Annotated in this window: 3 protein-coding genes; all 3 read left to right on the top strand. The window is 59.2% G+C overall.

All coding sequences use genetic code 11. The features are described from left to right. Positions 1 to 439 precede the first annotated feature (439 nt). The 3 genes from ACUNV4_RS29710 (at position 440) to ACUNV4_RS29700 (ending at position 14227) form a co-directional block, all read left to right on the top strand. A complete protein-coding gene (locus ACUNV4_RS29710) occupies positions 440 to 7537 on the top strand; it encodes a hypothetical protein (RefSeq protein ID WP_430882305.1) in 7098 nt (2365 codons plus the stop codon). Positions 7538 to 8423: 886 nt separating this feature from the next. After that, on the top strand, positions 8424 to 10952 hold the full coding sequence (locus tag ACUNV4_RS29705; protein WP_430882304.1) for a hypothetical protein: 2529 nt from the start codon (positions 8424 to 8426) through the stop codon (positions 10950 to 10952). A 185-nt stretch (positions 10953 to 11137) separates the two neighbouring features. Then, the gene (locus ACUNV4_RS29700) at positions 11138 to 14227 is read left to right on the top strand and encodes a hypothetical protein (RefSeq protein WP_430882303.1); all 3090 of its coding nucleotides are present in this window, start codon (positions 11138 to 11140) and stop codon (positions 14225 to 14227) included. Positions 14228 to 14518: the final 291 nt, after the last annotated feature.

Raw genomic sequence — 14518 nt, 5'->3', positions numbered from 1 at the left:
GAAGTGGCCTCTTGTGGCTGCTGTTTTGGTGTGTCGCAACTCCACAATATCACTGCAATAGGCCCTTCTCGTACCTCTTTTTCTCTTGCTTATGCACCCGCGTTATGTCGCATTGAGGTTAATCGAGCTTCGAGTAGTGAAAATTCGCTTTACATTATTGATCCTAAAGTATGAATGGACGGTACAAACAGTATTTTACAACTGTAAAATATACCAGTAGAAATAACATTATAAAACGGATAATCAAAAAAGCAGTTAATTTCCTAGCCAATTGACTGATGTGAACAGGATTAATTGACCACCGCTTTCTCTATCATGAATTGAACGCTTGGCTTGACGCGACGCGATCGACCAATCAACGATTACGCACACATCGAGAAAAGCGAACGAAAACTATATTTCCAATACACTGTAGACGTGGAAGCGGGGCAGGTGTTGAATGCAATGGGATTTGGCTCTTTACGACTTGATCGTGCCCTATGTCCTGCGCGGAGCCCCACTGGGACCCATCCATGCAGCCGTTTCTGCTATTTTTGTGCAGGAGTACGACGAAGCCATCTCGGATGAGGGAGTCGTTGTTCGCGGTGTCGCCAACTTCTCAGGCAATCTGGGAGCCTTCTTTGACCCCGCCACTGGCACCTTCGGTGTAAACGCGCAGAATATAGAGGGCCACCCCCGGGATCAGCCAAATCAACGCAAGCCGTGGATAGATATTCTCGACTCCAACGTCGCCTTCGAATTGCATGTGACCCGGGAAGCGTCGGCGATCGTTGACTCTGCAGCCAGTGGCCTCGATGCCACCAACGATGCTGATACGATAGCCGTGCTCAATGGACTTGACGCCAGTCCGATAGCACCATCGGTGCCGCCAACGCACTCCGACTACCCGAACACGACGTTCAGTCTCAACCTGGTGATTACCGGCGCGGTGTTGCGACCGCCATTTCTGCATGGCGCCGAACTTCAGTCCAACGGAACCCTGTTGCCCATCAGCGGCGACGACAGTGTTGCGATCACACTGCCGAGATTCAAACTCCATTTCGCGCAGGGGCCGAACATCGGTGACTCCCTGATTGTCTCAATGGAGTCGTTCGGCGCGACCGGACTGGATGATCCTGGCGATCTGGCAGTGGCCGAGCTTATCAGGATGACACCGCCGTACGCGTTCATCGGGCGCGGTGAAACGGTGGGCATTGGATTCGTGCGTGCGGTGCTCGACCTCTCGAACCAGAGTACACCCCCTGAGGTGCTAGCCCAGTTCGGACACGACGAGGCCTGGACGGGGCTGTTCTTGCCCGACCTTCGGTTGTTTGTAGCGCCAAACGGGCTCGAGGACTTTTCTGTATCAGCCGGAGCACACAACCTGTTGATTGGTTTCGGCCCGCAGAACGGCATCAGCGGCGATTTCGATCTGACAGTCATTGACCAAGGCGGCGACGACCTGACAATCAGCGCCCGCTTTGTCGATCGTGAAGGTGTTGTTCACCCGATCGAACGCTTGGCGGAAGACAGCCAACTGGCTACAGCATCGATTCCCATGTTCACCCAAATGGTTGTCGATGTCACCGGAGGTCTTCCGCCATACACCATCGCAGTCGATGCCAGCTTCGCTATCGACGAGTTGGCATCACGTGTCTTCGACGTTGAACTCACGCCTGATCCGGAACACAGAATCACCATTGAAGCAACCGACAGTCGTCCCACAACAGCTTCCGAATCGCTTGAAATCAACGTCCACCACCGCACGTCGCCAGCGGTGCGACCAGCCGGTGGTAATGCACGATCACCATCGATCGTGACCCAGTCTACGATCCGCAACGGGAGCGAAGTCGCGCGTCCTGAAATCGTCATTGTTGGCTACTCAGCCACACAGGTTAGCCTGGCGCTACGCCCGCCGAATGATGAAGTGGAATGGCAAGTACACTCGCCGGGTGTCGAGTCAGCTGTGGCCGGCGGGGTTCTGACTTTTGATCTCGCACCTGGCCAGACGATCGATGTAAGCGCTCGCTCAACGACGGTACACGCGCAGTCAGTGCCGATTTCGGTGTTCTTTCGCTACAACCAGCCCGGCGAGCAAGTTACCGATCTGGCCGATTGGGTGCTGTACCCACCGAACACCAACGCCACCCATGCTCTGGACGATGGCCAGTACTCGGCCTGGAGTGACGGTCCGTCGAACGCCATCGATGCCCGGATCGAGACCTTCGAAGCACTTGACCCCGGCGAACCCATAACGATCACCGGCCATGCGTCTTATGAGGGGCAGCACGATGGCAACAAGGTGCTTGGAAACTACGCGCTAGCTCGTCGTCGAGCCATAGCGCTTCAGGAGCTGATCCGGGCCCGGTTTCCCAGTGCCTTTTTTGAGTTCGAGATCGAACCGCCCGACCTGAACGGCGCATTCCCGGACGACTGGAATAGCGATTGGCAGAGCCAGAATGACCCTGCGTCCAGCCAGCATTGGAGTGCAGCAGCTACTGTCACCGCTGTGGCTGGCGAGATCGTCGTCAATACCGACGCAACCTTGACCCGTACGGAAACTGCGCCTGTGCCTATACCGGCCGATGTCGAGCCCCCGGCTGACCCTGCGCCACCGGCCTGGTTTCGTTCGATTGCGCTCAAGGTGCGCATCGTCCAGGACGCATTCGTCGCGATCGAGTTGTCGGGCGAGGTCGATTTCCAGACCGCTATCGAGGAGCAGCTTAACAGCCCCGACGGCGAGCAACTCGAGATTCCTCTCGAAGGTCTGGGTAACAACCCTTCCGATGGGATTACTGCCTATCGGGTTGTAGTGCAGGTGGACGACGCCACCGGCGAATGGATCGTCAGCGCACTTGTAGGCGCTGACCCGGCCGATGTCGATGGCCTGCTGAGAACCGTCCCGGTTGATCCTGCCGTTGAGGAAGATGAACTACGGCGGCGAGCCCGAAACCTGCTCGGCATGACAACGGTAATGGGGCCTGTGTTGGCTGAAATCGCACCGGCGAATCCTCTCAATGGTGATATCGCCCCCCTGGTCGCCCAAGGCGCCCTCGTAGGCGTGCTCACGGGCCTGGCCAACAGCAACATCCTGGCAGTGGAACGCGTAATCGTGTACGGCGCCGAAGCCATTGTGCGCCACCGATCGAGTGGCCCCGAAATCAATCTGCTCTTCGATATCGAGACGGCAATCTCTGCCAGTGTCGAACTTGCCGGAAGCGAACTTCTGACTATTCCGCCCGAAACGGCATTGGTGGTGCGTTACAAGGCACTCGGTCTGCGGCTTGGATACACACCACCGGAAGGTCGGTTCCAGTTCCGGCCAGTCTTTGACTCGTCCAGGGGCTACTCCCTGGACCTGGCCGGGCCCGGCGGTATTCGGGTTGGCGAACCATTGGGGCGCATCCTCAAGGTTCTTGGTGCCCGCATGGCAAGAACCAATCCGCTGAACTTCGAGATCGACCTGGGGTTCTCGGTGGATCTGGGTGTGATTGCTGTCGAGCGCGCGCGTCTACGGCTGCCGATAGCGCCAATCGCCAGACCCGAACTCACCGCCCTGGCGGCGTCGATCGACATCCCCGGAGCGATCCGTGCAAACGGCTATCTCGAGATCGGCGTGGTCGAGACCGACGATGGTCCGGTACGGGAGATTCGCGGCGGTCTCGACCTGACAATCATCCCGGTAGGACTCCGCATCCGCGCTGAAATGGCGATTGCCCAGTTTCCCGAAGACACCCCCGGCGGGCCAGCCACCGGAGTCATCGTTAGTGTCGAAGTCTCTTTCCCTGTCGCTATTCCGCTTGGCAGCTCTGGCCTGGGACTCCTGGGTCTGCTCGGACTGTTTGCGATGCACTATGGTCGAAACGAGAGCGACTTCGAGAGCGATGCAACACCCGCTCTTGCATGGCTCGAAGCCACCGGAGGTAATCCGACCCGGTTGTCTGACCCCAACCAACCGAACACTCATTTCTGGACTCCGCAGATCGACACATGGGCGTTCGGGCTGGGGGCTGTGCTCGGTACTCTCGAAGGCGGAACTGCCTTTAACCTCAAGGGTGTCTTCCTGCTCGAACTACCCGGTCCTCGCATCCTCATGATGATGAAGGCTGCCGTTCTGACACCGCCACCGGTTGTCGAAGGAGTCGACCAGGCGGCTGGCAGCGTGCTGGCCGTGATCGACCTCGACGTGGGTCGTGGCACCTTGACTATTGGTCTGGTGCTTGAGTACGGCGTTGAACCACTGCTCCGAATCCGAGTTCCGATTGAGGCATTTTTTGACCTCAAGAATCCCGATGACTGGCATCTCTACCTCGGCTCAGAGGACGATCCCGTGATTGCTCGAGTCATCAGTGCCTTTGATGGCTCTGGCTTCTTGATGCTCAAGGGTGATGGTCTGGCGCTCGAGGGTCTGGTACCAGCCACCGGGTTCGCCATTGGCATGGGTCTGCATGTCGAGCTGATCTGGGGCAACAAGGAGATCAAGGTGTATGCCTCGGTTGCCGGGGGATTCAAAGCGCTCGTCGAGTTTGATCCATTCCGTCTCGAGGGTACGTTCTTCATCCGTGGCCAGGTGCGGTTCCTTGTCTTTTCGGTGTCGGCCTCGGCATCTCTGGATCTCATCATGGGATCCGATCCAGAAACCGGCGAAGAGACAGCCAGAGTCAGTGGGGACATCTGTGCCGAAGTAAGAATCACCCGCCGACGCAAGCTCAAAGCGTGCCTGGATTTCAGCATTGGAACCGAAAACGACGCGCTTGACGCGCCGCCGCTAATCGAGAAGATGGCCATCGTCAGCCGAGGGCCTGCACTTGTTTCGGGAACTGGTGCTGGCCAAGCCATCGACGCCGTGCTCGCCCAGGGAATCCTGCAGGAAGAGGCGCCTTCGGACGCGGACTTCGAAGACCAGGAGCATCCACGTGTTCCGGTAGACGCTATTCTGGCCTTTGGGCTCAGTGCCGCGGCAAGTGTCAGCGATCAGGCGGTTCTTGGTCAATCGATAGCGGATTCTCCAGGGCATACCGCTGGCGGTTGGATCCAGTTGGGCGACCGTCGAGTTCGCTACAACATCACTGCGGTCACCCTGGTTGGTCAGGGCGGTCTCGGTAACGGTGAAATCCCGGTCGCGTGGTGGAGCAACAACCCGGTTCTCGATCGGGCCGATGCACTGCAGCTTGCATTGTTCACATGGTCGCCCGATCCAACACCGGCCGCGATCGAGCGCAGCGAGTTCTTGCGTCGAAAGGTCACCGATCGCTGGGGCACGGTCTGTTACCCTGCGGCGCCTGCTGCACCTGTGCTGTGGTCGTTTCATCGCGAGAGGCTCGGTAACTCAGAAGCCGGTTGGATGGTCGACGGCGTGGCCTGGCCGGACCCGAATGAAACAGTCCGGTCCGAGGATCCTGACCTGACCATGCACGTCTTTGAGGCGTGGCGCTCAGGCAACCCTGAAATCGATGACTGGCGCGGTATCCACGGCGCCACAATCCAGGGCACAGCAGTACCATGTGCGGTACAAGGCAGGTTTACACCGGCCTCAGATCAGAGCCCCGATGGGTTTAGACAGTCCGCCGAAAATTTTGCGCGTGGCCGCCCCACTCGAACGCTCGCGGCAACTCCAAGGGCCGTGGCAGAAGCATTTGCAGGACTTGATGCCGGGATCGCAATTGATCGTGCCAGCTTCATGCGAGCGGCAGCAACGGGCGACCTGATCGCTAATCCCGAGCGAGACCACACGAGTCGGAATGATGCCGATCTGTGTGACGCTCGAGTTCTCTCAGCCCCGATGCTTGATGTGGAATTTGCAAATACGATAAACAGAGTCGTGCCCTTTGGCGATCAGACACGCGCGGAAGAAATCACGGAGGCCTGGGAAAATTCGGGGTTCGAGCCTAGCGACCTGTTCGATGCGATCCGGATTGAATGCGGTCCCATTGTCAGCGGGCGGTTTCTCATTCGCCAGCCAATTGTCGGTACTCTCGTGACCGGGCTGGTCGTGCGGGTGCTTGATGCAGCAGGACTGGAAATCGAACGCGTAGCAATCACGCAGGAACATGTTGTCTCCATAGGTCAACTGCCGCCGTTGTGGATCGATGAAGAGGGCCCCTGGTTCGTCGACGTCGCCCATGCAGTTGCGTACACGTCTGCGTCATCTGTGTCGACGGAGTTGTTTCTCATAGAGCTCCCGAACCTGCCACATGCTCACATGGTCGAAATCGGACTGCAGTCTGGTCAGGCCACAAGCACAATCGCGATGGCGATGAGCTTCGAAGAACGGCTCTTCAATGTGCTGTGTTTCGAACTCACCCGCATGGGTGAGGCACTGCGCGAGGATTACGACGCCCAGCAAGTCCAGCAGGATCAGGAGGCCATCAGTCGCTATCTTCAGCTCGATGGCGGTGGCCAGGCCTTGCTTGAATACGACTCAACCTACGGTGTACAAATCGAGTGGACTCGACAAGTCCAGGGTGAGGACGATGACCCAGTACCGGCTGATCCAGCGACCTTCTGGTTCCGCACAGAGCTGGCGCCACCCAAAAAGCTGGACCAGTACATGCACTTCACGCTGCCCAACAATCGCGAGCAGCACGTCTTTGGCAGCGAAGCGCTGCGATTGGTGTTCTCGACGCCACAAGTGATGGACCTCTATGAAAGAGGCGACCGAAACCTGCAGATCCGGATCAAAGCTGCGTCTTTCCGCCATGCAGAACCTATACCTCTGGGTTCAGGGGAAATGGCCGAGCTGCCGCCACTCATCGTTACACCTTTCGAAGAGACGGTCGAGCGGTTGCTTGATGGATCGTGTGTCGCATCGAATGACGAGCGGGTTCGTAGTGTATCGGTCTCCTTGAACGTACCGCTCGACCCATTCACTGACTATATTCTTGAGATCGAAGCAACACCAGCGGTCGAAGAGGTAGACGCCGACGCGCAAAATAGCTCGGTTATACACAGCGTTGCGTTTACAACTGGCGCATATCCGCTACTGCGTTCCTTTGCCGCTGCAATTGCCTCGACACTCGATTCGCATCGTTGGATCGAAGAAGGCAGAGTGGCCGCCTTCGCAGCCCAGTTCAATACAGTGGTGCCCCAGGGAGCGCAGTTCGACGATGCTTTGCGCGCGGCGGGTCTTGATCCCATGCCTGTTCCGGAGCGACCAGAGATCGTGGTTCTGTGGGAGCAGGTCGGCGATGGAATCCCGCAGCCGGTGGGGATTCTGATCAGCGCACCCGAACCGATGGAGCGATTGTGGACTCTACCGCAGTTGGTCTCCGAACAGTTCCCCGGCGAAGACGAAACACGCGATTGGTGGGAGCCTCGAGCGGTGCCCTGGTTACGTCTTGAAGAGGGTGCAGACACCGTGGACCGCGTCCGAGAAATCATCGTTGCGCCGGGCGGGCAACGAGCGTTAATCGTGCTCACGCCTGGAAGCAGAGGTCACCGAGTGCAGGTCGCACTTGTTCGACAAGACATCGAGGTACTGCACGGTGTTGTCGAGGACGAAGCCGATCCACTCAATATTGTGGACCTGACGCTTCATCAGGCTCCGTGGGAGGAATGACATGCCAGAAGCAGTAGGGCAACGCCAAGCTGATCCCGGCGACTTTTCTGTGGAAGCAGGGGATATAGACTGGACTTTCATCCTGCAGTTGCGAGCTAATGCCGGGCAAGCCAGCCGAGCGGCTGTTCCCAGCGAATCCTTCACCGTGGAGCCGCAGACGCTAGCACTGCCGAACAAGGCGACGAACGCGGGCGTCTTGGAACACGGTACACATCTGCATTGGAGCACCGCCCCTGAGATTGGCCTACCTACAGGTCCGTTCACGGTGTGGCGCCGTCCACAAGCGACCACGTTTCCAGTGCAAACTCAGACACGCCCACTTCAGCTCCAAGTCGCATCAGGGGCGAATGGCACGCGCATCATTTCATGGAGACGGCCGCTAGCGATCGCCCGCTTGGCATGCTCAGTCCCTATGGGTGGAGGGACGCTAATAGCCTGGTCGGGAAACCCGAGCCCTGAGAACTGGGTCGCGCTTCAGCAGGTAGCAGCAGGTACGTCACTATCGATAGTACTCGCCGGCGATGCGATTACTGGCGTTATGGTCAGTCCTGGTGTCAACGTCACGACTGTTCATGGCTTGACAGCCAACACGGTAGCCAATCTTTCGGGATGGCAGGCCGTCGAGCGTGTAGGGTTCCCTGGGCCTGACGGGTTCTGGGATGGTCACGGCCAGCATGGCACCAGCCAGGGTTTCCTCGTAGAAGCACCGGAGCTCACCGGCGGACTTACGACTCCCAACACGGCTGCGACACGACGATACCGACGAGGACTCCCTGTCATCGGGTGGCCTGCGGCAATTACCGATGAAATCGCTGCACCATCGTATCAAGTACCGCAACCTCGTCCGCTACTACGGGAACTGGCCGAAGCCGAGCCGCGTTCGTTCTTGCAACTGATCCGCGGTTTGATGAGCGAAGCTCCACCCGACATGAAGGATCATCGAGAAACGATCCAGGTTCCGCCTCCGGAGAACAGTGTCGGTTCGACTGCAACAACGGCGAGCACCACCGCCGAGATCGCCCCACTGGAATTGCTTCTCGCTTCGGTGACAACCGATCCCATCATGAGCCTGTTGCTGGGGTTCGGCACGGCGCTTCCCTCTATACTCACGACAAGTAGTGTTAGCCCCGGCACACCCTTCGACTACATGATCACTGCAGACTGGCGCCCGGACCCCGCCTCTCACGAGATAGTGACCCGGGCGGCTTTGGCCCTGCGTACGCCACCCGCACTCGCAGGCGCTACGCCATTCGACCTTGAAGCGGAAGCATCCGTGGCGATGAAACCAGCAGGCCGGGATCGAGCGTGGCGGCGAAGCGTTCGGATGGGCTGGGAACATCCACCGGAAACCGATCTGTATCGGGTTGCAAGCGTTGCTGCCGCTGCCAACAGGATCGACTCTGAGCGACCAGGTCGGCTGCTCAACGAGTCGCACGAGCCGAGAGGTTTTCTGCCGATCGGCGTTACTCGATCACTCGACGATCCTGAACCAACGCGGTTGTCGATCATGGACCCCTCCGTCGCAATTGCTGCGTCTGACTCGCCAGATCAAAACAGTCGCCAGGAGATGTATTACGCCGCGGTCACACAAACCATCTTCGGTTTGTGGGGAAACTGGAGCGCGACAACGGTTGAACTCACCGAACCCAATCCCGACCGGGTCATTATACTGGATGCCCGGCTCGACGCATCCCCGGTGTCCAGCGGCCCATGTCCCGGAACGCTGGTCATAGACTTCGCGTGGGACTGGTCGCTGCGCACGCCGCGATCGATCTCGTTTCGCAGCCATTTGTACGCTCAAGACGAACGTAGCGACAGCCCCGAGTCAGATGTGCCGACTGATGTGTTCCCTCGAAGCCTTGGTGGAAACGATGCGCCGATCGAGGTGCTGTTTGCCGGAAATCAGACCACGGCGCAAGGTGCCTCCATCGTTGCGCTCAACGAAGCAGGCGATGATTTCGTGGCCTTTGGTCCTGCCCAGGGCGAAGGCGTTCGTCGATACCGGATGACCATTGACGATTTGAGTCTGGATTTTGATAACACGACTCACATCGGGCTCGCCCTCTGGGCTCGGGCAGTCGAGCGTATGTCCCCAGGCCGAATCGGTCCCTGGCCATTGGAGCCGCACCTCAGTTCAGTCTCGGATCCGCGACCGCCTCACATCGAGGTAGACCATGTGCAGCTAGCCAGCCTGCCCGATGCAAGCGGGGAGTGTCATGTCCGTGTGTCGTGGCCAGCGGTACCCAATGCCGCTGGCTACATCATCTATGAGTCCAGCGAGACGACGCTGCGTACCCAACTCGGTCTCGACGAACGCTCTATCGAAGCGACGCTGAGCGCGCGCCGTGACGAGGTCGAGGCAGCCCTGCTTGATCGGCCTTCTCGCAATGCCTTTACCCGCCGCATCGCCGAGTTGGTCACTGTCACGTCGCTCGATTTGACACTTCCTCGTGGCTCCACCGAGATTCATTACTTCACAGTGCTTGCCCAGACCGCGGCAGGAGTCCCGTCGGAGTGGCCAACCGGCAGCGAGGCCGCCGATCGATTGATCGCCGTTGCCGTGCCCCGGATCGCGAAACCACAGCCGCCAGTTCTTGAAGTGTCCCGGGCTTTTGTGGGCGCTGGGCCAGACGCGGTCCCAATCGCGGAAATCGCAGTGAGTCCGCAGTTGGGCCACCGAACCCAGCGGGTGGTGCTTTATCGCACCCGAGTTGACAGCGCAGCCCGAGTGGTTGACTCGATGGGGCCACCCATTGCCGACGTCAATACCTCGGCCAACGGTTGGACAGTTGAACGAGCCAGCCAGAACGGTGCTCCAGCGTCGATCATCAACATGCAGGGCCGCGACGATCCGGATGGGTCATGGAGGAATATCTGGTATCGAGCGATCGCCTGGTCCGACGGCGATCCTGAGCGTGGGCTGCTTGCCGCACGTAGCGAACCGTCGCCGGCTCGATCGATCGTCATCCCGCCACCGGGCCCGCCCGAGCTGTCCTCACTGGCAATCAGTCAAGGGGCAGGGGGACAGTTGATCGTGTTCCTATCCTGGTCAAGCCCTGCACCGATCGCATCGACACCCCTCGGGCCGCACCGAATGTCGATCGATGTGCGAGCGGCGCAATTCCCGGAACCAGTGTTGGTCGACGAGCTTGCGCTGGAAAGTGTTGCTCCATCTCAGGAAGTGGCGCTGCAACGCTGGGAACAAGCAAACGGATCGGATGATACAGCAGGCCCGCCGAGTCTCTGGTGGCGCGACGGTGATCCGGATGACGACGGTGTACAGACGTACCGCGCCATTGTTCGCCGCCCAGACAGCGAAGCTGCGCTTTCGATGCAGGTACATCTGCGGGATCCGATCGGGCGAAGCAGCGAAGCCACTGCAAGCTTCGACGCCGACGATCTCCAGGAGGTTTGAGTCTTATGTTGCCGGTAACCCAACTCACACCAGGAGCTGCGACGCAGGCGTTGCAGAACGACGGAATAACCGCCCTTGGGCTCACGATCCCGCAGCTTAGTCCGGTGTGGTCGGAATTCGCTAACCAATTCTCTTTTTCATCGTCAGAACTTACGCTCGACTCGGGCGGAAACACGACGCTGTTAGTGCCGTTTCTGGGGATTCTAGAGACGATCGCCACCGACTCCCCACGCGACGTCTTCGATGTGAGTGGTGATACGGTACCTGGCGTCATCGTGCGAATTCGCCTGCACCCACAGGCGGCAGCCAGACTTCGGACCATCGCAGCCAATCGTTACGGTGATGGAAGCGAACCATTCGTGGACTCGGTCGCCACCCAGATGGTGGTGCGGAATCTGACCGTCACCCCGAACAACGCGCTCGATCCATTCGGTGATCCCCAGTCACCCCAGTGGTGGGAGCCCGGTGACGCGCTTGACATCGGTGGCGTCGTCTCATTCCACGATGGTCGAGGTTTGGTCGTCGATGCCACCGCAGTCGCCGCCATGTACGCCGACCTGGTCGGCGCGTTTCCGGCCTTGCTGGCGCTGTCGGACAATGCGCCAAACCAGGGTGGCGTTGGTGCAGACGGCGGGCTCAACGAGATCAGTTTGCTGACTACGGCGGGAACGACCGTGCATGTCGTGACACCACATGGAGCCGCTTTTGCGCCCATAGTGTCTGATCGATCTATCCGGTCGGTCGGGGGGGCCACCGACGGTACGCTCAACGGTGGACTGATCGAGATTCAGGATGGACAATCGCTACAAGCGACCGTGGCCGACGACAACGCGGATGCGGTCAATGAGGACGATGATCCCGACAATGACGACCTGATCGGGTCGCGACTGCTGTGGGGATGGTCCCAGCAGGGACAGCTCGCACGCAATCCTTTGACACCACCGCCATTGGCGGAAACGGGTGCACCAGCACTTGTCAGGCGCTTCATTCGACTCACCGCTGTCGATTTGCCATGGCACCTCCTGGGAAACCGCTCGGGTGCAGATGCGCCCATCGCTGATATCCCTCCTGACGATGGCACGATCGTTCCCTTCCACCAACCGCGGGTGCGCAAGGATGTCACCGTTGAGTATCTGAGCGATGGGATCGCAGTCATGTCGCACTGTGTGCAAGTGCTCAGCCGCACCGCGCCGGTTGGTGCCAATTCAATGGTGCTTCTTGTCAGTCCGACTGTCCAGACCGGTCTGGCTGTGCCCGCCGCTGCCGATCAGTCAGGCCGCTGGCCGCAGTTCCCGGTGGTGAACGGCGCAGCTGGCATGGCAGTAGGTGCGATGGCAGGGGTTACCGCTGACTGGTTCGGTGCAGATGCCGAAGCCCCCGATATGGTGGTGACGATTCCTGCCGGTATCGTGCCTGATGGTGCTCACGTGCGGGTCTATCCCCAGCAATTTGTCGTCATCGAATCAATTGGGTCAGCGCCATCGTTCCTGCGAGGCGACGGCGGTTCCGCCATCGGCGCAGCCGGATTGGCCACCGCGATCTTCCTGCCAAATCCCTTGCAATTGCTTGAAGGCCAACCTCGGCCTGCAGCCGCGATGCTGAGATTTGACATCGTCATAACGCCACGAGGTGCTCAGCGTCAACTCTTCGGAAACAACACCGTCGTTGTCGGTGACGTAGCACAGAGCACCCCGCCAGACTCGTTCACACCCGGGGGCCAGACTATCATCGATGCTCTCCTGGCCCCCGGTGCTGGCTGGTTTGTTGGTATTGCCCAAGAGCCGCTTTTCGGTCTCGATCACCCGCCCATCGACATCAACCTTCCTGCCAACCCGTCTCCTGCGGATGTGATTGAACTCATTCGCAGCCTGTCGAGTGAAACCACGCCCCGAGATGGACCACGTCTGCCGACCCAGGGCCGGCACGAAACGGTGGCCGTGAGTGGCATAGCCGACGGGGGCGCAAATGGGGTGCTCTCCTGGAGCGCCGTCGTCAGTGGAGGTCGCATCGCCGCAGACTCGCTCTCGACCCTGCATCGGTCCGGCAATCCCGGACATCCCGCTGGGCCGGACACCCATGTTGCCGGGGTCAGGGTCAGTGGTGACCTTGCGCTCGACGCAGCACGCCATTCGGCACGTCGGGTACAGCCGATTGTACCGCTACCAACGGGAACACCTCCCGGTGTTACACCGGGCTCGATGGTGCTGCAGGCCGGAAACAACTTCAACGAGCCGAGTGTAGCCGACGCCGGTGCGAGTACGAGCCCTGACGGCGCTGCGGGAGCGTTTTTGAAAACCGTGGCAGCCTTCACCGAGACGCCTGAATTGGCGGCGACACAGTTCGATTTACCCGATGACGAAATCACTTTTCAGGACGCGGTGGTCGGATCAATCATGACAGCAATGGGACTCACGCCCCAAGATGATATTTTCACGGTGGGCAACGAGGACCGGCTGACCAACGAGATGGTTCGCGAGTTCTACCACGCCCGTCATGGCGTCCGCGACACTCTCTGGTCGCTACGCAGATCGCTGGGTCAGGCCCGAGAGTTGGTCTACATCGAGTCGCCTCAACTTGCTCGTACAGCAAGGCCGACCGGGTCTCCGGCAGACCACGAAATCGACCTCATCGAGGTGTTGGCGAACCGCATGACAGAGCAGCCAAGTCTGCGAGTGATTGTATGTGTCCCACGTGAGGGAGACTTCGACCCACACTTTGGTAATTGGACCAGACACACACTTGCGGCGCGCAACGAGGCGCTTGACATGCTGCAACAGGACCACCCTGAGCGCGTCGTGGCCTTTCATCCATTGGGGTTTCCTGGTCGTCACGCCAAAGTCCGAAGTACCACCGTGATCGTCGACGACTGTTGGGCACTCGTTGGTTCAAGCCACATACGCAGAAGAGGCATGACCTTCGATGGAGCTGCCGACATCGTCTCCGTGCCATACGCTTTGAGTGACGGGTACGCTGTCCGACTGCAAGAGTTCCGCCGCGAGTTGATGTTGCGCAAATTGGGGATGGATCCCGCCGACCCGACAGTAGCATCAGGGGCTGAGTGGGTCCGGCTCACTGGTCTGCGATCGTCCTTTCAGCTCATTGCAGATCTGCTGGCTCAGGACGGCGCGGGTCTCATCTCGGCGGTGTGGCCAGGTCCTGACGATATGACCGACACACCCGAGGACCATGCTGCCACAGCAGATCCCGATGGTGCCGATGGCACGTCAATCGCCACCGCGGTAGCGAATCTGCTTGCCAGCCTGGGGAGCGACTAGCAGAGTCAGTTTGTTGGTATAAACGCAACAACATGATCTGTCAGAATTCATCGTGATGCCAGGCACCTCCATCGCTTGATGAAGTACGGCTGACATTCGTGAAAAATCTGACACTTGTCAGTATCTGACTCTCTATACCTTGAACGATCCGTTCCGCCGATTCGTCATGGCCTGAGTGATCTCACTCAAGGAAAACAGTGAGCCGGCGGCCCAGTAGCCGAAAAGCACCAAAGCGCGCTTGATGCGCATCAAGCGCCAGTGGACGTACCCATTCGAAGATGTGGGAGTGTT

Source organism: Granulosicoccus sp. 3-233, from assembly GCF_052681095.1.
The sequence above is the reverse complement of the archived record's forward strand: the minus strand, read 5'-3'. Positions and strand labels throughout refer to the sequence as shown.

Excerpts from the sequence above, each read along its gene's own strand:
- ACUNV4_RS29710 (WP_430882305.1), top strand. The coding sequence starts at position 440 with ATGCAATGGGATTTGGCTCTTTACGACTTGATCGTGCCCTATGTCCTG.